Annotated in this window: 23 protein-coding genes and 1 tRNA gene; 9 read left to right on the forward strand and 15 right to left on the reverse strand. The window is 49.8% G+C overall.

The annotated features are described in order from the left end of the window. Positions 1-105: 105 nt before the first annotated feature. Entirely contained in the window at positions 106-1,311 is a 1,206-nt protein-coding gene (locus tag KDW_RS11020) for a sialate O-acetylesterase (RefSeq protein ID WP_151755991.1), read from the forward strand. 256 nt (positions 1,312-1,567) lie between these two features. After that, on the forward strand, positions 1,568-2,869 hold the full coding sequence (locus KDW_RS11025; protein WP_170296544.1) for a cyanophycinase: 1,302 nt from the start codon (positions 1,568-1,570) through the stop codon (positions 2,867-2,869). Positions 2,870-3,227: 358 nt separating this feature from the next. Here the strand turns inward: KDW_RS11025 and KDW_RS11030 are convergent, their stop codons facing one another. Further along, positions 3,228-4,037 (reverse strand): hypothetical protein, encoded by an 810-nt coding sequence (locus tag KDW_RS11030; RefSeq protein WP_151755992.1) that lies wholly within the window; start codon positions 4,035-4,037, stop codon positions 3,228-3,230. Between the two features lie 286 nt (positions 4,038-4,323). On the opposite strand from KDW_RS11030, the gene KDW_RS11035 reads away from it, so the two are divergent. The 3 genes from KDW_RS11035 to KDW_RS11045 all read left to right on the forward strand — a co-directional run bounded on the left by KDW_RS11035 (position 4,324) and on the right by KDW_RS11045 (position 7,264). After that, positions 4,324-4,773, forward strand: coding sequence for a hypothetical protein (locus KDW_RS11035; RefSeq protein ID WP_151755993.1), 450 nt, complete (start codon positions 4,324-4,326; stop codon positions 4,771-4,773). A gap of 685 nt (positions 4,774-5,458) precedes the next feature. Next, positions 5,459-6,055 (forward strand): hypothetical protein, encoded by a 597-nt coding sequence (locus tag KDW_RS11040; RefSeq protein ID WP_151755994.1) that lies wholly within the window; start codon positions 5,459-5,461, stop codon positions 6,053-6,055. Between the two features lie 192 nt (positions 6,056-6,247). Then, positions 6,248-7,264, forward strand: coding sequence for a tyrosine-type recombinase/integrase (locus KDW_RS11045; protein ID WP_151755995.1), 1,017 nt, complete (start codon positions 6,248-6,250; stop codon positions 7,262-7,264). A 139-nt stretch (positions 7,265-7,403) separates the two neighbouring features. Here the strand turns inward: KDW_RS11045 and KDW_RS11050 are convergent. Continuing rightward, positions 7,404-7,475: transfer RNA gene (locus tag KDW_RS11050), tRNA-Thr, on the reverse strand. A 325-nt stretch (positions 7,476-7,800) separates the two neighbouring features. On the opposite strand from KDW_RS11050, the gene KDW_RS11055 reads away from it, so the two are divergent. After that, the gene (locus KDW_RS11055; RefSeq protein WP_151755996.1) at positions 7,801-8,211 is read left to right on the forward strand and encodes a response regulator transcription factor; all 411 of its coding nucleotides are present in this window, start codon (positions 7,801-7,803) and stop codon (positions 8,209-8,211) included. Positions 8,212-8,284: 73 nt separating this feature from the next. Here the strand turns inward: KDW_RS11055 and KDW_RS11060 are convergent, their stop codons facing one another. From KDW_RS11060 to KDW_RS11080, 5 genes are all read right to left on the reverse strand, one after another. Further along, the gene (locus tag KDW_RS11060; protein ID WP_151755997.1) at positions 8,285-9,145 is read right to left on the reverse strand and encodes a DUF2785 domain-containing protein; all 861 of its coding nucleotides are present in this window, start codon (positions 9,143-9,145) and stop codon (positions 8,285-8,287) included. A gap of 200 nt (positions 9,146-9,345) precedes the next feature. After that, a complete protein-coding gene (locus KDW_RS11065; protein ID WP_151755998.1) occupies positions 9,346-10,773 on the reverse strand; it encodes an amidase in 1,428 nt (475 codons plus the stop codon). 176 nt (positions 10,774-10,949) lie between these two features. Next, complete coding sequence (locus KDW_RS11070) at positions 10,950-12,506, reverse strand: sensor histidine kinase (RefSeq protein ID WP_162005138.1); 1,557 nt, start codon at positions 12,504-12,506, stop codon at positions 10,950-10,952. Next, on the reverse strand, positions 12,503-13,180 hold the full coding sequence (locus KDW_RS11075; protein WP_151756000.1) for a response regulator transcription factor: 678 nt from the start codon (positions 13,178-13,180) through the stop codon (positions 12,503-12,505). The genes KDW_RS11070 and KDW_RS11075 overlap by 4 nt, the downstream gene beginning before the upstream one ends. A gap of 200 nt (positions 13,181-13,380) precedes the next feature. After that, positions 13,381-14,148, reverse strand: coding sequence for a pentapeptide repeat-containing protein (locus tag KDW_RS11080; RefSeq protein ID WP_151756001.1), 768 nt, complete (start codon positions 14,146-14,148; stop codon positions 13,381-13,383). Between the two features lie 338 nt (positions 14,149-14,486). On the opposite strand from KDW_RS11080, the gene KDW_RS11085 reads away from it, so the two are divergent. Continuing rightward, on the forward strand, positions 14,487-16,901 hold the full coding sequence (locus tag KDW_RS11085) for a serine/threonine-protein kinase (RefSeq protein ID WP_151756002.1): 2,415 nt from the start codon (positions 14,487-14,489) through the stop codon (positions 16,899-16,901). Between the two features lie 181 nt (positions 16,902-17,082). Next, positions 17,083-17,355, forward strand: a complete 273-nt coding sequence (locus tag KDW_RS11090; RefSeq protein WP_151756003.1) for a hypothetical protein — start codon at positions 17,083-17,085, stop codon at positions 17,353-17,355. A gap of 127 nt (positions 17,356-17,482) precedes the next feature. Here the strand turns inward: KDW_RS11090 and cydC are convergent, their stop codons facing one another. The 4 genes from cydC to KDW_RS11110 all read right to left on the reverse strand — a co-directional run bounded on the left by cydC (position 17,483) and on the right by KDW_RS11110 (position 23,570). Next, positions 17,483-19,249 carry a thiol reductant ABC exporter subunit CydC gene (gene cydC / locus KDW_RS11095; RefSeq protein ID WP_151756004.1) on the reverse strand — a complete coding sequence of 589 codons (1,767 nt, stop codon included), beginning with the start codon at positions 19,247-19,249 and terminating at the stop codon, positions 17,483-17,485. Then, positions 19,246-20,997, reverse strand: coding sequence for a thiol reductant ABC exporter subunit CydD (gene cydD, locus KDW_RS11100; RefSeq protein WP_151756005.1), 1,752 nt, complete (start codon positions 20,995-20,997; stop codon positions 19,246-19,248). The genes cydC and cydD overlap by 4 nt, the downstream gene beginning before the upstream one ends. Before the next feature lie 148 nt (positions 20,998-21,145). Continuing rightward, positions 21,146-22,165, reverse strand: coding sequence for a cytochrome d ubiquinol oxidase subunit II (cydB, locus tag KDW_RS11105; RefSeq protein ID WP_151756006.1), 1,020 nt, complete (start codon positions 22,163-22,165; stop codon positions 21,146-21,148). Between the two features lie 16 nt (positions 22,166-22,181). After that, a complete protein-coding gene (locus tag KDW_RS11110) occupies positions 22,182-23,570 on the reverse strand; it encodes a cytochrome ubiquinol oxidase subunit I (protein ID WP_151756007.1) in 1,389 nt (462 codons plus the stop codon). Positions 23,571-24,236: 666 nt separating this feature from the next. On the opposite strand from KDW_RS11110, the gene KDW_RS34900 reads away from it, so the two are divergent. Beyond that, the gene (locus tag KDW_RS34900; RefSeq protein ID WP_269822438.1) at positions 24,237-24,362 is read left to right on the forward strand and encodes a hypothetical protein; all 126 of its coding nucleotides are present in this window, start codon (positions 24,237-24,239) and stop codon (positions 24,360-24,362) included. Here the strand turns inward: KDW_RS34900 and KDW_RS11120 are convergent. From KDW_RS11120 to KDW_RS11140, 4 genes are all read right to left on the reverse strand, one after another. Then, positions 24,343-24,831 (reverse strand): YbaK/EbsC family protein, encoded by a 489-nt coding sequence (locus tag KDW_RS11120; RefSeq protein WP_151756009.1) that lies wholly within the window; start codon positions 24,829-24,831, stop codon positions 24,343-24,345. The genes KDW_RS34900 and KDW_RS11120 overlap by 20 nt on opposite strands. A 114-nt stretch (positions 24,832-24,945) precedes the next feature. Next, positions 24,946-25,599, reverse strand: a complete 654-nt coding sequence (locus KDW_RS11125) for a response regulator (protein WP_151756010.1) — start codon at positions 25,597-25,599, stop codon at positions 24,946-24,948. A 213-nt stretch (positions 25,600-25,812) separates the two neighbouring features. Continuing rightward, entirely contained in the window at positions 25,813-26,073 is a 261-nt protein-coding gene (locus KDW_RS11135; protein ID WP_151756012.1) for a hypothetical protein, read from the reverse strand. A 49-nt stretch (positions 26,074-26,122) separates the two neighbouring features. Beyond that, positions 26,123-26,566, reverse strand: coding sequence for a hypothetical protein (locus tag KDW_RS11140; RefSeq protein WP_151756013.1), 444 nt, complete (start codon positions 26,564-26,566; stop codon positions 26,123-26,125). Between the last annotated feature and the right edge of the window lie 26 nt (positions 26,567-26,592).

Here is a 26,592-nt window from a genome sequence, read left to right on the forward strand (position 1 = left end):
TTTTTGATTCAATGTGCTATCTTTATTTTATTGCGGTAAAAATATAGATATCTCTTGATTGAGATTGTATTTTTTTGTTGATGACAACATGATATTGAGGAAACAATGTATACGAATGTGCAGAGTTATCAAGTGTTGCAGCGTGATGCTAATAATATGGCGCGGGTGCAAACGGCCAATGATGAGGTGCTTGAGCTGTCGGTTGGTGGTCCCTATACTATCGGTGATGCCCATGATGTATTGGTGGGCGATCTCTGGGTGCTGGCTGGACAGAGTAATATGGAGGGGATCGGCGACCTGCTTGATGAGGAGAAGCCATCCCCCTTTGTGCATTCCTTTCAGTCGCGTGAGCAATGGGCGCAAGCTGAAGAGCCTCTCCATTGGCTTGAGGAATCACCACGCCTGGTCCATCATATCCTCCAGGGACGTGAACGTGTGGAGGATATGCCCGAGCGTGATTCATTGCGCGTGAAGGGTGCTGGACTGGGATTGACCTTTGCTAAAGAACGCTATGCGCGTACTGGAGTGCCAATTGGCCTGATTCCATCCGCCCATGGTGGCACGTCGATGCAGCAATGGGATCCCCAATTACGCGATCAGGGTGGTGCCTCGCTTTATGGATCCCTGTGTGAGCGCGTGAAAGCGGTAGGCGGTAAAGTGGCAGGTATCCTCTGGTATCAGGGTGAGAGCGATTGTAATACTGAAGATGTACCGCTCTACCAGCAGCGTATGCGCACGCTTATCCAGTCTTTGAGAATCGATCTGGCTAGCGCGAACCTGCCATTCTACTATGTACAGATCGGACGCCTGATTTCTGAGGAGAGTCCTGATGGCTGGAACGGTATCCGAGGGGCACAGTGTGCCCTTCAGCATGAGTTGCCGGGTATCGCTATGGTTTCGGCTATTGATCTGGAACTTGACGACTTGATTCACATCAGTACTCAGGGACTCAAGCGCCTTGGCCGGCGTCTGGCTAATGTGGTAGATGGTCAGCGCACACCGGATATTCTCTCTGTAAACCTTGATCCAGTGCAAGCTCGTATCCACATTACCTATCGGCCTGTACGTGGTGGACTGCATGCCAGCGGACGACCGGCTGGTTTTAGCCTGCGTACCGAGGATGAGCGCGAACTCCCCCGCATCTATAAAACCACGCTGGACGGTGATACCGTGACCTTGCATCTGAACGACGATCCCCTGCCCGCCGCCACCTATCTCTGGTATGGCTGGGGACTCAATCCATACTGCAACATCACCGATGGGACGGATGCCGCCATTCCAGCCTTTGGACCCTGGAAGCTAGAGCTATAAAATTTATCTGACCACCCATGCAAACAGGGACCTTACACTCCAGCCGTGTAGGCTCCCTGCTTTTTATTTGAACTTTTCCCCAAATCATTATCCAGGTATAGTTTGTATTGCTCGTATTGTGCTGTAGATAGTTTCTGAGTGATTATGATACACTATCCTTCGCACCTGGCACGAATAACATTATCCAAAAATGTGAGAAGATAAGCATGTGATAGGTAGTCCTCTTTTTTTTTAGCGGATGAAAGGGTTCAAGCATATGAACAGACGACTCCTCCTTCATCGCTTTCTTACTCTAATGCTTCTCTGTAGCTGTGTTGTTTTTCTGTTGGAACTCACCTCATATCATGCCCATGCCGTGGTCAGCCGAAATATGGTGCTGGTTGGTGGACATCTTCGTAAGAAGAATGCTGATGTCTACAACAAAATCGTTTCACTGGCAGGCGGGACGTCCACCGCTCGTATTGGCGTCATTACGGCTGCCTCCATTCCGCGTAGCCAGGATCCAGATGCTGGAACCTCTAGTGCTAACAATTCGTATGCGAATGCACAATCTTACATCGCATTGTTTAAGAACACCTACCATGCGCTTGATGCGCAATGGATCCCTATTGATCTTGATGCTATCAACAACAATTCTTCGCAGACTGTGGTTGACCAGATGAAGCGCATGACTGGTTTCTTTATTGCAGGTGGTGATCAGAAGCGTTTGATTACCTGTTTCTATACCTCAAATCGGATCGACTCACTCGCGTTGGCAACCCTACGTGCCAGATACAACAATGGAGCAGTGATTGCTGGGAGTAGCGCTGGAACCGAAGTACAGAGCAAACCGATGTTCACCGGTGGCGAAAGCTATGATGCGCTGAAAAATGGATCCCACACATCTGTCAATCCTGCCTATCCCGATGATCTATCCTATGATCCACAAGGCGGCTTCAATTTTTTTACCTATGGTCTGACCGATTCGCATTATAGTCAGCGAGCTCGTCAGGGGCGTACATTGCGCCTGCTCAGCGATACCGGCACCAGAATGGGATTTGGGGTTGATGAGAATACAGCATTAGTGCTTACAGACGCCGATACCTCTATGGCTCAGATCCAGGTTATCGGCACTGGTGGTGTTACCATTGTCGATCTCTCCAATGCTCACCGGGGCAGTGGGAGCGATTTCACGATCACTGGTACACAGTTCACGTATCTAACCAGGGGTGATACCTATAATCTTGCGCTGAAGAAAGCCACCATTGCAGGCTGGAAAACATCCCTGACCGGACACGAAAAATATAACCGGCCGATGAGTCCGACCGATGATATTTTCAGCAGCCCTGACAATGTAAACCCCAGTGGTGGTCGCGCCAATCCGCGTAAGTTTACTGTGGTTGCGAATAACCTTTTCAACAGTCGTGCAGCCAGCACCTATGGCCTGACCTATGAATCCGGACCAACCTTTAAGGTCACCATGACTAAGACAGCTTCCAGTACTGGCTACCGTGGAACACAGAATGGGAAGTCATACCCCTCGTATGTGAATTTGCAGGTTGATATCAGTATCTACTAGGTGTGTATCTATCTTCATTGATCAACTGCCCTGAGTGGCTGGGAGGGAACGAGCTGAACCCAGTTTCTCTTCCCATCGTGAGGAAGGCTCCCGGGGATAATCTTCTTTTTGACATGGAAATTCGCAACAGATAACAGTAGCGGAGAGGGGGGATATGAGCTCGCTTTGTGCTTGAGCTGATCAGTTGTGAAGGATAATATTTGAGGGCAAAAAAAAGAGCCGAAGGTCAGGATTGAACTGACGACCGACGGTTTACAAAATTGTAGCGTTACGGGGTTGCCTCCTCGTAACGCTTCTTTGCTGGTTTCGCTGAATTTTAAAGCCCGTTTTGGGGCAGAAGATATATGGTTTTAGGCTGTTACTTGATTTCAACTTTTTGTGCATTCTCCCATCTGGCTAGGCTCTCTTTGTAGGATTTAAAGAGAAAATGGTCTGATTGCTGCACGTCCAGAACGAAACGTAAACGCTTACCTAAACGGGGTTTTAACTCTTCCATTCCTAGATGTAGAGACATTGCAATACCAGTCGGTGTTTCGCTAGTGGAATAGACTTTGTTTATATATATGCCTCTCTCGCCTAATTCTTCTAAGAATCTCATTAATCCTCTGATGAGAATAAGCATATAGCCCTTTTTCGCTTCTTCTCCCATATCTGGATCGCTGGCCGTGCCCATAATGATGCACTCCAGCTGCTTACCTGGCTCGTAGGTTTCGATGTCTTCCTCCTGGATCTCCCACCCTCTGATTTTTCCTTGCATAAAGTTTTCTATTACCTGGTGCTTGAGTGGAAGCAAGGTTAGATAGGCTACTACGCGATCATTATATTTGACGATAAAATCACATTCAGGGTTCTTCTTGATCCATGCCTGGCGCTGCTCTATAGCCATCGTTGCACCCAGGACGCGTTTAGCAAGTTCATACTCGGCTGGCATGTCTTCTACTTTAGCAATAGCAAAGCTAGCCTTGGGTGGCTCTTTTGCTAATAAAAAAGCTTCCCACCTCTCGGCATAATTGTATACCTCTGATTTGATATAGAGTCCTGTTTTTCTGCCTGGTGGGACAATTTTAGTCAGGGTGTTATTGCTAACCAGCGTTCTTAGTTTTGGCTCCGTTATCCCTAATAGTTTTTGTACTTCTCTGCCTGACATGTAGTGATCGCTTAGTTTCATAATTGGCCTCTCTTTTGTAGACTTTGTGAAAATTGTTAACTACATAAATTATACAACAACTTAATGTTTATGTGAAGAACACCAACTTTCGTCTATTGATGGGTATAGATATATGGTTATTTGTGAACATTGTGAATTTTATCAATATTGTTAAATAGGTTGACATCATGAGAACGATGGTGTATATTTATTTTGTGAACATTGTGAACTTAGTGAAGTTAGCAGATATCATCTTCTTTCTAGAAGTTTTGATTTGGATAGTTAGCGAACTTGAAAGGAAATTCACATGTTAAAACCTGCTCGGACAACTGATGCTTTGCCTGCAATTGGTTTTGTAGTTCCAACTTGTGAGAATGAAATACCAGATTATTCGCCTTCATTGCTTTTGAGTGATGCTGGCCTGGATCGCCAGATTGTTTGTAGTCGGTTTTTTGCTGAAGCTTGTAAATGGGGCTTTACCTGTTTCTTTGATGACGTGTTGGATGCTCAATCCGGTAACTATGAACATCGCTTCTACACACTCCAAGCAGTTCTTGAGGATATGTACCATGATATTCTTGATCATTACTTCAATGCTGATGATTTGCCTTTTGAAGTCAGTGTTGGTTGCGCTTTAGGTCGTTTATCTGCTCTGGCTCTCTATAAACCTGACATAGCTGCTGCTGCTTATCAATCACTGCTGGCTCTGGTTCATATATCGGTTCAGCGGAAATATGCTCGCCTGGGCAATAGTTAAAAGGAGTGCGCCTCATGGGTATCGCTCCAGCTGGTCTGATAGGACAATCTCTGCGCCTGGCTCCGTCTGTACAACGCCCGACTTTTCACGTCGGGCCTTACGCTTTTCTCTGCAATGATGCGCCTGGCCGCGATATCTTACGCCTGGTCGCCCACCTATTCCGCCCTGGCTGCTTCTTGCACGCCTGTACGCCTGTACGCCTTACGCGCTATGTGAGCACGTCGGCGAGAGTCGTTACTCTCCCTTTTTTCTCTTCTCTCTCCTGGCTCTTTTCTCTTCAATCTTTTAGCGCCAACCGCCACGCGCCCAACTCCATGACGCGCCTAACCAAAACATCTGAGGCATTATCTGGCTTCCTGAGGCACAAACGTTCACGTTTGATGCCGTTGCTCTGTGACGGTGCGAAGCAAGCGTACTACCTGGATACCTGTGCCAGAATTGGAATGGCGACGGTGCTAAGGAAGCATCTGAGTATATCACCTTGGCACCGTCGGCATGGAATGCACTGCACAGAGTGTCCAGGTGGAGACGCTAGTCACACGACACGTTGGTCGTCCTCCCTTGCTGTTCGTTCTCTCACGCTGGCTATGGGATCGCACCCCACGAAACCAGTAACACGTGGGGTGCAAAATACTTTTTCTCTTTTCTCAGTTATATTCTTCTCTCAAGTTGAAAGGTGATTTCTATGGTAGAAAGTCTTCCGGCTCCGCTTCTGGCGCTCTCTCGGTTAGTTGATGAGGGAAATAAAGAAGCGATACAGGCAATTGAAAATATTGCTAGAGACATTCTGGATCAGGATGATCAGCAATTTTACCGTGTTTGTGAAAAGTTGGCTCCTGTGCTCCTGCGTATGGAGGTAAAGAAGATCGTAGAGAGTCAGTCTCGTTATCTGTCTTTGCCTCCGCAACTCTCTCAGTTTGAACGTGATCCGGTGTTCCTGGCTGCCCGTCCAGTGGGCCGGTTCTGGTATCGCTTTGATATGCATACTCTGGATGACGAGGGTTTAGCGGTAGTGCGTGCTCCTCGTCGTTTCTCACGGCATGCCATTTTTCAATATCTGGATAGTACGGTACGCATTCCTGATGTTGAGCTTCATTTGGAGGTGCCGCTCTCCTATCGGGTCGGTGAGTTGGTGGGCTGGCTCTCCGCTCTGGCGACTTCACAACGCGATGACGCCCAGGCCGGAATAGTGATGCTTTCTGCGTTGGTGGCTCCGCTCCTTGTCTCTGCTCCTGTTCAGTCAACTGCTCCAGCTGGCCGCCTTCGGGCTGGTAGAAAGTAGGGTGTGATGGATCTGTTCCATACCTATTGCCATAGTTGCAAGAAGATGGCTGATTGTAAGCCTTTGGCCTGGCGAAAGGATCAACACGGCACATGGCGCATCCGCTTACTTTGTCCTGGGTGTTGGGATCGCTATAAGAGGCGTCTATCTGGTGGTTCTCATTAAGCTGTTCTGTTATAGAAAGGGTGATACATGAAACTTACTGATGCGGTTAAGGGTTATCTGCTTAGTCGTCGGGCTAAATGCAATGATAGGACTATTGAGTGGTATCGTCAAAAGCTGGCGCATTTTTGTGCGGTGCTCCAGCAGGAGTATGAAGTGACCAGGCTGGAAAAAGTGACGGTGACACATCTGCGCTTATTCGTCGAGCATATGAAGCTCACTAAGTCTACTGAGAACCATCCATATAAGCCTAAAGGCTCTGATGATAATATCAGTGATCTCACTGTTAAGGGTTATGTGCAAGCTATTAAGGGTTTCTTTAACTGGTGTGAGAGAGAGGAGCTCCTAAAGAAGAATCCTGCTTCTAAACTGGATAATCCGAAGGTTGGTAGATATGTCATTAAGACTTTCTCCTCTGAGCAAATCAAAGCTATGCTGGATGTGTGTGATACACGTACACCTACTGGCTATAGAGATTACATGATTATTCTGTTGCTGCTGGATACTGGTATAAGGCTGTCTGAGCTGTGCGGTTTAACTCTGGATCGTGTTTACCTGGGTGTCAAAGATCAGGCATTTATAAAGGTTATGGGCAAGGGTCGTAAAGAACGTGAGGTCGGTCTAAGTGTGGAAGTGGCTGAATGTTTGTGGAAATATATCAATGTCTATCGCAAACCAAAGAATACGGCTGAGCGAACTTTGTTGATCAGTATCCATGGCCAGGTGCTTACATTGTTTGGTGTTGAACAGATGTTACAAGAGATTGCTAAGAAAACTGATATAAAAGGTGTGCGTGTGTCTCCTCATACTTTTAGGCATACCTTCTCGAAGATGTTTCTAGAGAATGGCGGTGATATATATAAGCTCTCTTTGCTCCTGGGACATAGCAGTGTAGTTGTGACTGAAAACTATCTCAAGGACTTTGAAAGTCGGGTGGCTCGGCAAGGACAGATACAGCATTCTCCTGTAGCTAATATGAAACTGGCTAAACAAAAAGGCGGATTTAGGAAAATCAAAAAGGATTTTCTTGAGGACCAACTTTCATAAACTGCCTGTAGAAGATATACGGTTCTTAGAAAATTGACGATTGGTGACAATCTGGTAGAAAGTTTTTAGGGGTTTATTGTTCTGCTCTTGAGCTCGTTTGGTGGGTCTTGAGGGGCAACGGTTGCCAAAAATAGAAAAGAGCCGAAGGTCAGGATTGAACTGACGACCGACGGTTTACAAAACCGTTGCTCTACCACTGAGCTACTTCGGCTAGTACTGTAGTCTCGCGACCACAGGAAGCAGTATACACTTTCATTTATGAGTTGTCAATACTTTTTTTCATCAAAATTTATCCTCCAGTTAGCTTAAGAACTTAAGAACTTAAGAGCTTAAGACAATTGTGTGCAGAGTGTCATTACTAAACTCAGCCATGTATTTGAGCTCGATTTATGTCTTGCTAAGAATCGCTGCTTTATTCCTAAGTGAAATTTAATATAAACAGGGCCTTTTGGCGAAACCTCTTCTTCATTCCGGTCGTAATCTATTCTATTAGAACAAAAAATAGTGTTGTTTATAGTGAGGGGGGGAGGCCTGATATGCAACAACCATTTAAAGAAGAATTCCATATGGATAAAGATATAACACATAAAACTATTCTTGTTGTCGAGGATGACGATAGCATCGGTTCTTTACTGGTCGATGCGTTATCTCAAGAGACTTCGTATACTACTATATTGGTGACTGACGGTTTGCAAGCGTTAAGGGTTATGAGTTCTATTAAGCCTTGTCTGGTAATAACCGATTATCTCTTGCCGCACATGGATGGCCTGGAGCTGTGTGATCGTGTTCGTTCAATGACTGAGACCGCTGATGTGCCGACGATTCTGATGAGTGCGCATATGCCGGAAAAAGAAGTGCGTAAGCGCGATCTGGTCAGTTTGCCGAAGCCTTTTGAATTGGATGATTTACTGGATAAAATAGAGTCTTTAATGGAGCGTTCAGCATAAATATATGATGATGAATATATTCTCAAGTTAAAAAAGGATGTCAATACTCGACATCCTTTTTTTTATGCTTGCATTACTCTTTGTCGTTGCTTTTCTGTTCTAAATAGACTTCATCTAGCTTAGAAAGAGTTGTGGAGATGCGCTCGGTGATGAGTGGCGCTATGTTGTCCCAATGTAACAAAAAGTATAGGCTGCGCAGGACATTCTTGGCATTGGTGATGCGGGTCCAACTGACGACGTCGAGTTCACGCGAGACAGCGCACATCTCCAGCCATTTGTCGATAAAGCTATCTTCCACCTGATGTCCAAGGATCATATGGTGCGGAATTTTTGCCAGGCGGATATCTTCTTCCTGGTAGAGTGGTGTGGCCAGGGTCACTAGCTTGCTTACTCCAATCAGAATATCCTGGCGGTCTTTGGCGGACATATGTGGATGTTGGGCGCACTCGTCCAGGGCGTTCGCAAGATGAGCCATGGCATGAGCCCAGCCTTTGTTTTCAACATAGCCGCGCCAGTCTTTTTCTTGTTGCGCGTAGTGCATAAGCTTTTCTTTGGTGGTGACAATCGCTGATGCTGGAAATTGTGGTTTGGGAGCATCATTAAAGAGAATCGAGGCGATGATCAAGCACGAAAAGCTGCGCATGAATACTGTGTCGGTGTCTGCTTCACCAATGGCATAGAATAAATGCTCTTTGTCAGTGGCGATGGAGAGTAGTTCTTGTAGTTGTTCCGTGGTTAATTTCTGGTCGTCGATGATGCTTCTGCCCAGGATAATATAACTCAGGTCATCGCGCAGTTCTGGATCTGGCGAGGCGAAATTAGGCAAGAGGGCCTTTGCAAAGGCGAATGCATCTATATCCTCGGGTAATTGATAATCATTGTTGGCGATTGTCTGTAAAAATTCTTTATTTTGTGCTTGCTCTATGTCTTGCATGAATGCTCCTTATTACTACCACGCTCCCATATTACATACGGGTCAGGTCCGCTAGTTGGTGACAGAATTGCTATTATCTGGCAGAACTGAGTGTATGCCCCCGGATTTTGAGCACATATTGCTGACGTCTTTTCTTGTCTGATAAAGAAAGAGGAGGAAGGCACTGGTCGCTCCTCCTCTTTCTTTATCAGATGTTTTTTTTAATCACGAGTTGGCAGTCCGCGTTGATGCCAGTCCGTCAGTTGCTGATAGGCATGCACAATTCGTAGAACCGTGGCTTCTTCAAAGGCTTTGCCGACGATCTGTAGACCAATTGGTAGCTCCTGACTGTTAAAGCCGGCAGGAAAGGATACTGTGGGCAGGCCAGCCAGGTTGAATGGCATGGTGAGGCGCAGGTAGGCGCTGGTGGCCTCTTCGGTTACTCCATCTATTTCAATGCTTTTGTTCGTTTGCTCAATGGGAATCGCCGGGGTGGGAATGGTTGGTAGCACGAAGGCATCCACGCGTTGCATGATGCTGCGCAAGCGGCTGGCGAAGACGCGACGTTCCTGCTGGGCATTCAGATAGGCCACAGCCGAGATCTGCTCACCTTCCTGGAGTCGTGTGCGCACCAGATCGCTATATAGTTCACCTTTGGCGGGATACCAGCCTTTCTGCATATGGGCCAGGGTTGCCTCAGGTTTCTGGACCGTGCGATAGAGGTCCATGGTTGGCTTTGGGAGCTCAATATTGACGATCTCGGCTCCCTCTTCCTCCAGCACCCGACAGGCGGCACGCCAGGCCAGACGTACCTCTGGATCAAGTGGATTGACAAAGTCGTCCTGGGGAACGCCCAGACGTAATCCCTGCAGGGATAGCGGTCCACGGCCTTCGACTCCTTCTATCAGGGTGGCGGTGGCGCGATTGGGCGACGTTGGTGGTCCTGAGACGCTGTTAGGATCGCGTGGATCATATTTCATAATAGCGTCAAAGATGATGGCACAATCCTCGGCACTGCGTCCAATCGGGCCCACATGATCGAGTGACCAGCTCAAGGGCACAACCCCATAGCAACTGACACGGCCATAGGTTGGCTTGAGTCCGGTCATGCCACAGCAGGCCGCTGGAATACGAATCGAGCCGCCCGTATCGGTGCCAATGGCTCCCAGGCTCATCCCGGTCGCGACCGCCGCCGCTGAACCGCCGCTGGAGCCTCCAGTGGTACGGCTGTGGTCCCAGGGATTACGCGTTGGTGGAGCATAAGGACCGTACGCAAACTCAAAGGTATTGGTTTTACCAATGATAATGGCGCCCGCTTTACGCAATTGCTCAATCACCATGGCATCTTCGGTTGAAATATTATGCTCCAGCACTTTTGAGCTGGCAGTGGTGGGAAAGCCCTTGACGGCGATCAGATCCTTGACCGCGATAGGAATCCCATGCAGCGGACTGCGATAGAGGCCGGTACGTTGTTCGCGCTCTGCCTGATCGGCATCCTTGAGGGCCTGCTCACGCAGCACGGTTACATAAGCCTGAATCTCACCATCAACTGCATCAATCTGTTCTAACGTCTCTAAGACCAGCTCTACCGGGGTAATGAGACCCGAGTGAATCTCGTCGGCCGCTTCACGTATGGATGTATAAGGCATAACGCTCTACTCTCTCCTGGATTATTTTCATCTTGTTTGTCTGTATTTCGGATGGCTATTGTTTTATGGCTATTACAATCTATTTTGTCTGCTCTATTGTATCAGCTTGCAGAACCCCCCAATGGATGTGGGTGGTGAAATCGTAAATGTAGATAGGTTCGATTATAAGGCCGAACCTACCAGATATGTCTGGGAGAGCTTGTGCTAGAGCCGGATTTCGCGGCTGCGGTCAGGCGCTCTTTGGGCTGGATGTCAGGAGTGGTTGGTAAGGTGATGGTAAAGGTACTGCCTTTGCCTGGCTGGCTATCCACACTGATGCTGCCTTGATGCGCATTGACCGTCCATTCTACGATCGCCAGTCCGAGTCCACTGCTGCCGCCACCATCGCGAATACGCGCTTGATCAGCACGGTAAAAGCGCTCAAAGATATGCGGTAGATGCTCGGCGTCGATGCCGATACCGGTGTCCTGTACGGTGAGGATGGCTTGTTTAGAGTTGTTGATGACACTCAGCCGGATGCAGCCACCGGCATTGGTATAGGCAATCGCGTTATCCAACAAATTCATGACCATCTGGATTAGTCGCGTCTCGTCGCCCATGATCATGGTGGGTTGTAACTGGTCGCGATAAATCGTGATATGGCGCTCTTCCGCCAGCATATCGGCGTTGGCCGCCACGACATCTGCCAACTGATCCAGGCGGACGGGCTCAAGTTCCAGTTTGGTCTGACCTTCATCACCACGGGCCAGGGCCAGCAGATCATTGATTAAGCGACCGAGGCGTTCAGATTCCAGATTGACGTTGCGTAGGACGCCAATATATTCTTCCTGGGTGCTGGCATGCAGTAAGGCGACATCGGTTGTACTACGGATAACGGCGACGGGGGTGCGGAGTTCATGGGAGGCATCCGCTACAAAGCGGCGCTGCCGTGAGAAAACCGCTTCTAAACTCTCGATCATTTCGTTCAGGGTTACTGCTAGAAAATATACTTCATCGCGTGCTTTGGGCACAGGTACGCGTTGATGCAGGTCACCTTCTTTAATGGATCGGGCGGTGCGAATCAGGTTATGGATGGGGGCAAAAGCGCGTGAGGCCAACCAGTAACTGCCCAGCGCGCTGAAAAGGAGTACAACTACGCCCATCACCAATAATTCATTGGCCACGTGTCGCAGCATCAGTTGTAGCTCATCTAAAAATTGGCCGACCTGTACGACGCCAACCAGATGCCCGTTTTTGATAATGGTCCGGCTATAGATACGAGCATCCTGGGTACCATCTCGACTTTTAACTGTATCTTCCCAGGGATCTCCCTTTAATGTCTGCGCGACACTATTAGCAGGCACATTGAGTGTCCGAAACGCTGGAGTAGAGCGGTAGGGTTTACCATCTTGATCAAAAATACTTACCAGAATATTATCATTGACGCTATGGGGGGGAGCCGTATTGTTGTTTGCTTGCTGGTCAAATCCAGGAAGATCCCCTACGGATTCGTGCATTTGTATGTGGTTATCTTGCAGATAAATCTCTCCGGCGATTTGTTCGGCCCGGCTTTGTAGTGTGCTATCCAGGCTGCGCGCCAGTGAGGTTTGTAAATGTTGATAGAGGAAAGCGCTGGCCCCAAACAGGAGTATCGCGAAGACACAGGTGAACCAGAGCGTCAACTGTAAACGGATACCAAGGGGCCACCATGGTCGGGCAGGCAATTTTAATACTGGCCGTTTTAGTTGTTTCATTGCTGCGGCTCCTTTAACTGATAACCAGAGCCACGTACCGTATGAATGACATCCGGCTCCCCCTCTGCACATAATTTTGTACGTAGATAACGAATATATACATCTATAACATTCGATAAGTGATCTGCATCATAATCCCAGACGTGTTCGGCAATCGTCGTACGGCTCAAGACATGGCGTGGATGGCGCAGTAAAAAGTCCAGTAAGGCATATTCTTTACTGGATAAGATCAGGATACGTTCACCGCGCCTGACTTCGTGATTGCGGGTATCCATTGAGATATCCATAAAGCGTAGTACAGGAGCCTGAGGGGCGCTATCCCGCCGCAGTAGCGCTCGGACGCGTGCTTCAAGTTCCTGAAACGCAAAAGGTTTGCTCAGATAATCGTCCGCACCCATGTCTAATCCTTTGATGCGCTGGTCTACCTTATTCAACGCTGTGAGGAAGAGAATCGGGGCCGTGACTTGTCGCTCACGTAATTGCCGACAAAGCTCCCAACCACTGATTCCAGGCAATAAGACATCCAGGATAAAAAGATTATAGGTATTGGTAGTGGCAAGGGTCAGGGCTTTGGTACCTGTGGCTGCAAGGTCAACGTTATAGCGCTGTTTTTCCAAACCCCGTTTGAGATCGGGTCCTAACGTAGGATGATCTTCAACGACTAAGATACGCACGCAAAACTCCTTCGTAGAGCTGATGACAAACTGATGGGCGAACGCGCCTGACAAGATGCTGAATCAGCACCATGCGTGCTTTGTTGTGGCACAGGGACGGCGTTTCTTCCTCTCTATTTTTATAGACTACCTACTATAGTATCAGATAAATATGAACTATGGATGAAGTCGATCGACAAAAATTGAGCTCTTCGCGGCTCCTAGCGATGGACACTACCATCTGGCATGGTGGCGCCAGCCAGTGATTTGACAGACGAAAGTTGGGTCTGGGTCAGCCCTGTGGCGTCCCGTAAATTGGCCCCTGCTAGATCGGCTCCGGTGAGATTGGTGTTGTGCATATCGCTGCCCTGGAAGTTGGCTCTGGTCAGATTCGTCTGTGAGAGATTGGTAAATGTTAGCAGCGTATCGCTCATATTCGCCCCATGAAGATCCGCCCCGCTGATATTTGCTCCGAGCAGATTAGTGTCCTGCAGATCGATGTTGCCCATTGTGGCCTTGCTGACATCGACGTCCTGCATATCCAAGATGGTACTATCATTGCTAATAACCTTCGTATGATAAATGAAACGCATAAGTTCGGCTTTTCGTTCTGGATTTACGCGGCTAAATGTGTCCAGGGTCAGGGCATCGGCCGCTATTTTCGGGGGATCAGCCCGATTGCGCATCTTCAACAACTGGTCATGTACCAGTAGATCGGTGAGCTTATTGAGATAGTTTTGCAGCACCGCTTCCTGTTGCTGTTCGGAGGCTATGTGTATCTGTGTATTTTGCGTTTGCTGGCTCATGGTCTGGACATTCTGCGCTTGCAGCAGTATCGTCAATACAAAGCCTGCGCACACGAGCAGGATTAGCAGCACGAGCAGTAGCCTGTCCCACCACCAGCCTTGTCTTCGCTGGTATCGTGGCTCAGGTACCTGTGGTACCTCTATCGCTTGTTCATCAATTTCTGATGAAGCGCTCTCATTCATTTTTTAACAATTCCTTCCAATCAAGCATTCGAAGCTATCCTTCTTTGAAACATTGTTTATCATAGCATAAATGAAATTTTAATCCATTACCATCTACCAGCAAAAGCAATATAAACTATAGAGTATACTACCCATATATCTAACTACTCTCATCATCTACTCCTATAAAATATTGCTTGTACTTGAAAGTCATGCTACTATTTAAAGGGGGGATACGATGTATTGTATTTTGCGGCGAGGCATCATCGTAGCCAGCGTGTGAAGGTAGACGCGTGTTTTTCCACCGTAGGTCTGTTTGCCATCTCTATGAGATTAGGGACGTGGTGTTGGAATGGGTTATGCTCGATCATAGAACGGAGTGGATTGCATGGGGTCAAATGGTCGGCCAGAGTCTGGGGCATTATCGGATCACAAGGTTGATTGGTCGTGGGGGGATGGCAACGGTCTTCCTGGCCAGGGATAGTTATTTAAATCGTGAGGTTGCGCTCAAGGTCTTTAAGGCCAGGAATGATGAGCAGGATACTTTTCTGCGGCGCTTTGAGCGTGAGGCACAGATCGTTGCTCAGCTTGAGCATCCCAATATTTTAACGGTCTATGAGTATGGACGCTACAACGGCATGGCTTATTTTGCGATGCCCTATCTTGCGTCCGGTTCATTACGCAATTTTTTACAGGGACAGCCTCCTCTTGCTCCCCATGATGCACTGGAATTGCTGGCTCCTGTTTTGCGCGCTTTACAATATGCCCATGATCGTGGCCTGATCCACCGCGATATCAAGCCCGATAATATGTTATTTAAAGCCGATCAATCGCTGGTCCTGTCGGATTTTGGTCTGGTCAAAGTGTTGACCGAGGAAGGCAATGCTGATGCCCTGTCGGCTTTTGAGACCCATACCAACAGTATTATGGGGACTCCGCAGTATATGTCTCCTGAACAGATCCAGGGCAGGGCGGTGCCAGCCAGTGATATCTACAGTATGGGTGTGGTGTTATATGAATTATTAACGGGCAATGTACCATTTGTGGCGGATACTGCTATTCGGGTCATGACGATGCATCTCTATGAGCAGCCCTGCTCGCTAAGTCTGCAGAATCCAGAGGTTTCCGCAGATTTGGAGGCGGTGGTGCTTCGTGCGCTGGACAAGGATGCTGAGCAGCGCTACCAGCGTCCTCTTGATTTTCTATATGCGTTGATGCAGGTGATTCTGGCCGATGATTCCAGTCAGTCATCGCCTTTGCCCACTCCTACCGATTTACCGCAACCAGAACCAGCCCATGTTTTTTCGGCTGAAGCTGAAGCTGATCGAACCGTGACACGTAAACCTGTGCGTGCCTCTGGCAGTGTTCCTCGTCCGGCCACTTCTCCGCAACTCAAGCAGTCACAATGGAGTACGGCGGTTTTGCCAGCTACGATTGCTCGCTATGCCGCTGGTCAGCCGGGCGCTGGCTCTTCTACTGGACGTGTGGTTTCTGGTGTCTTTTTCTTGCTTCTCCTGGCCCTGATACCGCTGGCTATCCTCTGGAGCTGGCCTATACTCATGCCAGGCCAGGATGGACTCCATGCCGGGACGACGCCAGCCGCTGGACATACTTCGGTCTCGACTGTCTGTCCAAAAAATGGTATGGCGCGTCCGGCTGTTTTAACGCCGCTGACCACGAGCAAAACGACTCCGCGCCATCAGAGTATGTTCTATTTGCTCAAGTCATCTACGCACTCTGGACACAATTCCACCGATGCCTTTATACGTTACGATATGCAGACAGAACAGAAGAGTACCCTCGCTGGCTTACCAGGCGCAAGCATTGATACGGCCCAACTCTCTCCCGATGGTGAATGGATTGTTTTTGTCTCGGAATTTGCTTATAACAGTCAATTGCAGCTCATGCGTGTCGATGGACAATTGTTACAAACGCTCTACTGCTATCCTTCGGCCAATCTGGCAAACCCGGCGATTAAAGATCTCCACTGGTCTCCCTCTGCCGATAAAGACGGTGCCCGTTTGCTTTTCTCGGTCCAGAATGGTACCCACTTTGACCAGCTCTTGCTGGCAAATGGCGTACTCACTACCGCGTTTGTGCTGTCTAAACCATATCAGTTTATCGGCTGGCCTGATCCACAGCATATTTATCTTCAGGGGACCACCACTGATCGCAATCTCTATCAGGCTACCATTTTATCAACCCAAACCTCAAAGCCAGAAGACCTGCACCAGCTTACCAGTAATCCTGATGCCACAGGCTGCACTGATTATGCTCCCGGACCTCGAGCTACGCTGTATAGTAGCCATTGCGCTGGTCAACCCGTAGATTGCTCAAACTGTGGTCCTGCTCAGATGGGACCGAGTACGATTAGTCGTCAGGGAACGGCGGATCCTGTTTTGGTGGATCAGGTGCTGGCGCTGATCCAATTACGTAGTGCTGACCAGCAATTGCTGGCTGTCTCTCTGGCCATTTCTCCTCAAGCTACCAGCCCCAATGGCTTATGGTGGATTGATAGCACTGGTAAGCAGGCCCCGCGTCTACTCTATGCATTGGAGTCCGACCACAATTGGTTGACCTTAAATGAATATACTCGCGATAGCTGGGCCAATGTCTCCCGCAATGGCCTCTACTACGTTCTGAAGGCCGCTAAAACCCAACAATCTGGTGATGCAAAGCTTGTGGTGGGAGCATTCGCAGGCGCTAAAAATCACATTGTAGCGAATGCGAGCAAAAATGAACTGCTCTCAATTATTGGTTGGACAGATTTGTAAGTTCTTCGCAATATTAGAAAGATAACTAAAAAGGTAATACGCGCAGCGAATTCCAGCTAGTTATATGGTATTATGCGAATGTATTCATTCTATAGATCTTAATCTGGCCTGCATACTATTCATAGCGTAGTATACGCTCATAATGTAATAAGTGTTTAGTATTCTATTTCGGAGGCACGCGATGGAGGACAAAACCGTCAGACAACTTGTTGAGGAAATTCACCAGCAACTCAAGCCATTATCTGAGTTATCGACATCGGTCGTCATGCAGGCAGAGCTACAATCGTATACAGAAGATTTATATAATCAATTAGTGCAGATTTGCTATGAGGGCATTGATTTTTTGTCGAAGCTAGAGGTTGGACAGGTTGTCACGGCAGAGTATGTCACCAGACGCGATGAACTGGTTTCCAAAGCCCGGCGTCTGATTTTAGACGCTCCCAACGCTCAATAATCCTGAATATGTAAGGATCGAGAAAAGTAGGTTCGACTCTTGCGGTCGATTAGGAGAGGAAACCAATCGACCACAAGCCTCGAACCTACCTTTTTCACCTCTCTTGAGCATTTAACATCAATGTGAATTACACAGCTTCTACGGTTCTGGCCCGCTGCTGTTGCCACATGCGCCAGTAGAGTCCTTCGCTTTGTAGCAACGAGGCGTGCGTCCCACGCTCTACAATGCGGCCGTGGTGGAGCACCAGAATCTCATCCGCCATTTCCATTTCAGCCAGTCGATGAGTGACCATAATCGTGGTGCGCTGCTGGCGCAAGGCCTTGATTGCATCCAGGACTGCGCGTTCAGTGATGGCATCCAGATTAACTGTGGGCTCATCCAGGAGTAGTATCGGTGTATTCTTGAGAAAAGCGCGGGCAATGGCGACGCGCTGCCGCTCGCCACCGCTCAGTCGGAGCCCCTGTTCTCCTACTGCTGTATCATAGCCTTCGGGCAGGCTGAGCACAAAGTCATGTAACTGTGCTTTCCTGGCCGCCTCGATCATCTCCTCTTCACTGGCTTGCTTACGTGCAATCATGAGATTCTCGCGGATCGTGGTATTAAAGAGGTGGGTATCCTGTTCCACCACACTCATCTGTTGATACAGATCATCCTGTTGATATGCCTGTAGTGGCTGGCCGCCCAGTGTCATTGTGCCCTCCTGATAGTCCCAGAAGCGTAGCAGCAGGTTGGCCAGGGTGGATTTGCCGGAGCCGCTGGGTCCAACAATCATCAGGCATTTTCCCCGTGGCAGGGTAAAGCTCACATCGCGCAAGACATAGGGCTCGCTTTCCTCATAGCGAAAACTCAGGTCCTTTACCTGTATGCTGTGATCTTGTGGAGTGGGAGAAGGCGTGGTTGGATTCTGTACGGCTGGTCTGGCGTCAACGATCTCGAACAGGCGTCGCGCGGCCTCCAGGCTACCACCCAGCTGTTGAAAGGAGCTTGCCAGTGGTAAGACGCCCTCAAAGCTGGCCAGCGCTCCCAGAACCAGAACTGCCAGGATGATGCCGCTTAATTCGCCGCGATAGACATAAGGAATTGCCACCAGCAGCATGGTCCAGGCGGTCAGGTTCATGAGCAGGTTGGTGAGTGTGCCCTGCATGCCACTGACATAGGCCGCGGTCATCTGTAGCTTCTGTAGCTTCTTATTCATGCGCTCAATCGATTGAGCCTGGCGTTCCTGCTGACCGAAGGCGATCAGGTCGGCGATGCCCTGTACACTATCCACCAGTTGGGATTCCAGTTCGGCCTGCGTGCTGACCATTTCGCGGCTGACGCGCTGGCCGAGCAGATGGGCCAGCCAGGGAATACCCACGCTGGATAGCAGGTAAAAGGCGATAAAGATCAGTCCAAAGACAATCCCAAATGCGCCAAAGAAGATCCACATCAGTACGCCGATCACCAGGGCTACCAGTGGTGGTGCCAGTACGCGGATATAAAAGTTCTGTAGGGTATCAATATCCGAGACGGCACGCCGCAGCAGATCGCCACTGCGCAATTCGTGCTGCTGGCCATCTTTTTGTACCAGCAGACGCGCTGGCATTAGTGGTTCCAGGGCGCTATAAAACCAGACGCGTAGATTGGCCAGCAAGCGAAAGGTTGCGCGGTGCGAGACCAGGCGTTCCAGATAGCGGAAACTACCACGTGCGATACCGAAGAAGCGGACCCCCACGATGGCGATACTTAACGCCGAGACATCGGGATGCAGGGCTGCCATCGAGATCAGATAGGCCGAGGTGGTCAGGAGGCCAATGCCGCTGATGATTGTCAGGGAACCCAGCAAGGCCGCCAGTAGCATCCAGTTGCGAATCGGCCAGGCCAGTTGTAGTAAGCGTCGTAACGGTGAGCTCATGCCACGGCCTCCTCTTCTTCATACGCCTTGATCAGCTCTTGATAGACCGGTGATTGTTCCAGCAGTTCCTGATGGGTGCCACTGGCGATGACCTGACCATGATCCAGCACCACGATACGGTCGGCGCGACTGATTGTATGCAGTCGATGCGCGATAATCAGCACAAAATGTTCCGGTGCGATCCGGTCAATCGTGCGCAACACCTGCGCCTCGCTCTCGGCATCCAATGTTGATGTTGCCTCATCCAGCAGCAGCAAAGGACTCTGCTTTAACAGGGCGCGGGCCAGACTTAAGCGCTGTAGCTGTCCACCACTCAGTCGGGTGCCGCGCTCACCGATGGATGTTTCATATCCCTGTGGTAGCGTGGCAATAAACTCGTCCAGGTTAGCGCTGCGGGCCGCCTCAACCACTTCCTCCATGCTGGCCTCAGGCCGACCTAAACGAATATTATCCGCGACCGTGGTATTGAATAGATATGGACGCTGTGGCTGCCAGGCTACCAGGCTACGCCAGGCTGTATCCTTAAAGCTCAGAATATCCTGACCATCGGCCTTGATCGCTCCCTGATCGGGTTCAATAAAGCGCAGCAGCAGATTGGCCAGCGTACTCTTGCCCGCGCCACTCTTTCCTACCAGCGCCACCTTTTGTCCCCGCTGTATCGTCAATGAGACGCCTTTCAGCGCCTCCTGGCGGTTATCATCGCCGGTTGGATAGGCATAATGCACATCCTCAATCGTCAGCGTCTGTTCCAGCGTGGCTGGTTTTTCCGGAATAGTAGGTTGTGCCTGTCCCTTTACTGGTATCTCCAGAATATCAAAGATGCGCTGGGCACCGGCCGCACTATTCATGCTGGCATGGAATTGTGTGCCCAGGTTGCGTAGCGGCTGATAAAATTCTGGTGTCAATAACAAGACAAAGAAGGCCTGCTCAAAAGGAATGTTGCCATAGAGGAGTCGCAGGCCAATCTCTACCGCGATCACGGCATTGCTGATTGTCGAGCCCATCTCCATTACAAAGGATGATAGAAATGCCACACGCAGGACCGCCATGGTGGTGTCGCCATAGCGATTGCTCATATTACGGATCGTTTCCTGCTGAGCCTTGTTGCGACCAAAGAGTTTCAGGGTGGTCATCCCTTGCAGTACATCCAAAAAATGCGCGCTGAGATGGCTCATCTGTCGCCAGCGCCGCTCGGTCATGGCGTTGGCCTGTAAGCCGATCAGGATCATAAACACTGGCAGAATCGGCCAGGTCACCAGCAGTATAATCCCTGAAAGCAGATCGGTGGCGAAGACCGCGATCAGGATCGCGGTAGGAATGATGATGGTTGCGCAGACCTGTGGAAAGAACTGATTGAAATAGGCGTCCAGCGCTTCCACGGCTTCAGTACTGGTATTGGCAATCTCACCACTGCGCTCACCACGCACATACATCGGTCCGAGTTTGAGCAATTGGCGAAAGAGGCGTAAGCGTAGCTCACTCTTGACCGTACCGGCGACAAAATTGGTGGCGATATCATTGCCCCAGATCACGGCGGCTCGACCCAGCAGGAGGCACAGCAAAATAATCAGGGCAGTTGTGACCTGGGCCAGGGCTTGCTTCTGCAGAAAAACGGCGTTGATGATAGCAGCGATATAGTGGGATTGGAAGATAATAAACATGGCGGTCAAGAAACTGAGCGCACCCACAATCACTACATAGATGCGCATGGTTTTGACATATTGTAACAGGCGTTTATTGATTTGCATAAGAACCGCTCCTGATCGCAGCGACAAACTTTTGCGGTTAGCTTTATTTGAGGTTCCTCAATGCCAGGGATGGCAGATGAGGAAAGCGTATATCCCTGATAAAACGAACGTCTCATTCATTATATCAGGGATACAGGTTACATTGATATTAGTAGTGGCCGATTTTATGGGCTTGAATACGTTGCTTAAAGACCCAGTAGTTCCAGCCCTGATAGAGCAGCACGATTGGCACAATCGTTAGGGCCAGCCAGCTCATCACAGTCAGGGTATAGGGACTGGAGGATGCGTTCCTGATTGTCAGGTTCCAGGCTGGATGCAGCGTGGAGACCATGATATTCGGGAAGGCGCTGAAACCAATGGCCACGGCCGCCAGGATAATGGTGGCGATGGTCATGATAAAGGCCCAGCCGCTGCGCTGCCGTCGCAGCAGGAAGGGAATCGAGAGTAGGACCGCCAGGATCACGTAGTCCAATGGCATCAGTCTGATATCCAGCAACAGGCGACGTACGACCGGAGAGTCGCTAAAGCCAAAGCCTGCGATCAGCATGAGCACCGCCATAGTTGGAAACCAGATGCGTAGAGCGGCCTGTCTGGCCCGCTGCATTAAAGCTCCCTCGATACGCAGGCTCAGGAAGATGGCTCCGTGTAAGGCAAACAGCAGTACCACAGCCAGTCCAAAGAGTAAGGCAAACGGTGTAAAGGGAGTCAGCAGATTTCCTGCATAGTTCATCTTTGCATCAATCGGCACACCATTGATCAGGTTCGCCACGATCACGCCCCAGATAAATCCAGGCAGCAGGCTACCAATGAAGAATAAGGCATCCCAGGTCGAGCGCCAGCGCGTATGCTCTTGCAGACTGCGGAACTCGATCGCCGCCCCACGCAGGATCAAGGCCAGCAGGACCAGAAACATTTCAAGATAGAAACCACTGAACATGGTGGCATACCAGTTGGGGAAGGCCGCAAACATCGCCCCACCGGCCGCAATCAACCAGACCTCATTGCCATCCCAGAATGGACCAATCGAGTTGATAATCATACGGCGCTCGGTATCGTTCTTGCCTAGAAAGGGCAAGAGAATACCGACACCATAGTCAAAGCCTTCCAACACGAAGAAACCGGTGAAGAGGATAACGATGAGCGTAATCCAGAGTATTTGTAGATCCATTTTCTTTTTCCTCTTCTTAGTAAGTCGCAACCAGTTCTTTTTCTTGACTCTCCTCGCTATGCTCTGCCACGGGCTCTACACCCTGACGAGCAAACTTGAAGAGCAGGAAACCATCGATTGCTGCCAGCATGCCATACAAGACGATAAATGTGATCAGCGAGAAGAGGATAACGCCCGCGCTCACGGAAGGTGAGACACCATCAGCCGTCTTCAGCAGACCATTCACCAGCCATGGCTGACGTCCGATCTCTGCCATCATCCAACCAGTAGTATTGCCCAGATAGGGGAGCGCGATACCTGCGACCAGTAACCACAGGAACCAGCTTGTTTGCTCCAGACGTTTCTTCCACATCAAGAACAGTCCGGCCAGCGCTAACAGCGCCATTACCGCACCCATACCCAGCATCACGCGGAAGCTCCAATAGATTACCACGACTGGCGGGACATAATTGCCAGGACCGTATTCTTTGACTGCTTGAGCCTGCAGTTCTTTAATACCTTTAACTTCGCCCGAGAAGTTGTTATAGGACAGGAAGCTTAAGGCATACGGTACTTTAATCGCAAAGACATCTTTCATATTCCTGGGATCGCCGATGGTAAACAGTGAGAAAGATGCCGGGCTCTCACTGTCCCACAATGCTTCAGCGGCGGCCATCTTCATCGGCTGCTGCTGTACTACATGCTGACCACCCAGGTGACCGAAGAGCGAAACCGCGATACTACCAATCAAAGCCATCACCAGGCCGATGCGCATCGAGCGCTGGAAGAAATCCCGATCCTTTGACTTTTTAATAAAGTGATATGCACTGATACCTACGACAAAGAACGCGCCGGTACTGACGGCTCCAAAGAAGACATGGGGAAACTGTTCCCACAGGGTTGGATTGGTTAATAGTGCGAAAAAGTTGGTCATTTCAGCGCGGCCATTATGTATGGCATAGCCGACCGGTTGCTGCATAAAAGCATTCGCGATCAGGATCCAGAACGCTGACAGATTTGAGGCCAGTACGACCAACCAGATCGCTAAGAGGTGGACCTTCTTCGATAGTTTATCCCAACCAAAGATCCAGATACCCAGGAACGTTGATTCCAGGAAGAAGGCCAGCAAGGCTTCAATAGCCAGCGGGGCCCCAAAGACATCGCCGATAAAGCGCGAATATGTCGACCAGTTCATCCCGAACTGGAATTCTTGCACGATACCAGTCACCACGCCGAGCGCGAAATTGATCAGGAAAAGTTTGCCCCAGAACTGGGCCATACGCTTATAGGTGTCATTTCCTGTACGTACATAGATTGTTTCCATGATGGCGATAATCAAAGCCAGACCTATCGTCAGAGGAACAAACAGGAAATGATAGATAATCGTGCTGCCAAATTGTAATCTTGAAAGTGTTAAAGCATCCACTGATGCGCTCCTTATTGTTTATCGTAACAATCTTTCGTGGATCTATTTGCATTGTCCAAATTTTGCTTCGTTGCTTTTTTTTCTACTATTTTTATTTACATGCATAGTATGACACTGCCCTGGCCCTCTCGACATCAGAACTTTACCCGATTATGGACCTGATTATCCCTATTTATTGCATGTGCATATTTCAGATATAAACGGCCAGAACGGTACTTGTCATCAGATTTCATCCTGTATCAAGCCGCTTTTTTATGCATGCTGAAGCTGTCTGGAGTGAAAAAATGAGAATAAGAGGAATCCTGGGCAGTTGTATAGGCTCAGAAAGGTAGCCAACAAGGAGATCCATAACACCTTAGTGTATTTCGTACGATAACCTGAGTGTGATAGATGAGTATCACAGACACAGCGCATACAGTAGGGTATTGAGGCAGTTAATTTACCTGCTATGATCAATAAAATCCATTAATACCTGTTTACAAGAATCCCCATCACCTAAGGAATCCCTCCGCCTCGTCGTAGCGGCAGGCCTGGCGCCTGCGATCTGTTTCGCGTATGAAGAACTCCCGGTTCGCAACGGAAGCGCTTGCCGCTGCCCCTGCTCGACGTACGATCGGCACACGCTGCACGTTGGACGTCATGGGGATGGTCCCAGGCACGTGGGTGATGACGTGGCTTGTCCGTACGTGGAACGGGGGCAGCGGCAAGCGCGTGCCGTTGCGTGGTGGTGGCTTGTTGGTACGCCGACAGGTCGCAGCCGTGAAGGCTGCCGCTACAAGGGGGTTACGCTGACCATTTGGGCGCCTGTGAGTTCGATGATGGCGCTGACTTTGAGCTGTAGATTGACACCGCGCTGGCCGGCGCTGATGGCGATCTCTTCAAAGCGCGTGGCGCTCTCATCCAGGTAGACATCGAATGGACGGTTGAGTAAGGCCAGGGCCGAGATGCCGCCAACCTTGAGTCCTGTCAGCTTTTCGGCTTGATCATGACCTGCCATCTTCACTGCTTTGACTCCGATCTGTTGCGCGAAGTGGCGTAAATCTAATTCGTGCTTAGCTGGCACCATGACCAGGAGGGCATGAGCATTCAGTTCGTTTTCGCGCAATACTACCAGCGTCTTAAAGACCTGTGCCGCTGGCAATCCGATCTGTGCCGCTACTTCCTCCGCGTTATGAATGGTATCTGGAAATAGATGGACCGTATATGCAATCTTATGGGCATCCAGCGCCCGCATCGCCTGTGTGCGCACTTTTTTTGCCATGGAGTCAACAATCCTTTATTGAGAAAGATCTGCAATATTTATTCTGCTGTTGCCAGATTACTATAACATAAGGCCAGCCTCATCTTCCAATGCACGGACGGTTTGCGCCGATGGTTAGCGTTCTTCGAGGAGCAGACTCTGGCGTTGGGCGAGGGCGATGGCTTCGGCGCGGGACTGTACGCCGAGTTTGCCGTAGAGACTGGTGAGATGGGTTTCGATGGTTTTGACTGAGATGTTGAGGCGTTTGCTGATCTCGTTATTGCGCAGGCCCTGGACGATGAGCCGTAACACATCTTGCTCACGACTGGTTAGCGGCTCGGTGGGTCCTGCCAGCGTTTCACTATCTTCTTCCAGCAACTGGCGGATCTCGGGTGCAAGGCTGCGCTTGCCCTGTGCGACATCGTGGATGGCCTGCCGGATCTCACTGCCGCTGGCACTTTTGAGCCAGTAGCCTTTGACGCCGAATTTGAGCATGGCCTGTACATAGGCGATCTGATCATATCCTGTGAGGATCAGGATAGCCGGTGCCTGTGCAGGTTGTTTGAGCAGGGCCTGGGCGGCTCCAAAGCCGTTCATACCTTTCATCGAGATATCCAGGACCACGACGTCGGGGTGTGTGTGCTGGCAGAAGTCCAGGACCTCGGTTCCATTGCGGGCTTCACCGATCACTTTTAATGAGGGATCTTCTTCCAGCAATTTGTGGGTCCCTTCACGCATCATGGCGTGATCATCTGCCAGTAGGATTGTCACAGTGTGGCTGCTTTTCATCGTGCTTCCTCCTTCAGTTGGTTGTTGAGCGCCAGGGCGTCCTTATGATGTGTTGAGAGGCTTGGAGGTGGTGTATATGTGGCCCGTACGGCTGTGCCATGTCCTGGCTGGCTACGCACCGTTAATGTGCCGCCTATACCTGCCATGCGCTCGTACATGCCGATAAGCCCCAGACTTTCCTGTCTTGGATCTCCCGGACGGAAGCCGCAGCCATTATCCGCGATGAGCCAGATAGCGCATCTCATCCTGCGAAGTGGCCCGAATAAATAGCGCGACCTCATTGGCATTCAATAGCCGTTCCAGTTGCGGCAGGATAAAAGCACTGATCTGATCGAGTCCGCGTAGTCCGGTTAAAGCTGTACTTAGCTGGCGTAGCTCATAGTTATATTGATAAAAATCGTGATAGAAAACCTGGTCACCGGTATCGCGTAGCTTATTCCAGACAAATGGAAAGAGCCAGAAGCTTACGGCCATTAAGCCAGCGTACAGATAGTCACGCCATTCTAACTGGGCTGTACTATCGCTAGAAGATCGCGCTGCCCGTCAGCGCAAAAATGATGGCCAGGAAGCCCGTGATAAAGATATCCAGCGGATTTAGTTCTGGTTGGGCGGCATGGATGGTAAATGGGAGATTACTGGTTCCACTGGTGGCCAGTACGTTGCCGATTAACTGACAATTTGGGGCCGGCGCGGGCGCAAAGGGAGGCTTGAGCAGATGTATGACGGAACCCACACGTACATTATTGGTCCAGGCTTCGCTGAAAGGCGTGACGCTTACCACCTGACATGCGCCGGGCTGGCCTTGAATGGGAGCCAGCGTTACCTCTGGATGGCTGAGTTGCTGTGCATTGCTGATCAGCAATATCAACAGCGTTGCCTGGGCTATTAAGCTGATAATGATTACTAGCCAGCGCCTGACTGCAGTGATCGTGAGTTGTGAATGACGCAGCATGAGTCGTTCTTTCATAGCGTGCCTCCGCCTCCCACCTGAAA

The organism is Dictyobacter vulcani, from assembly GCF_008974265.1.
In the GTDB taxonomy this organism is placed as follows: Bacteria; Chloroflexota; Ktedonobacteria; order Ktedonobacterales; family Ktedonobacteraceae; genus Dictyobacter; species Dictyobacter vulcani.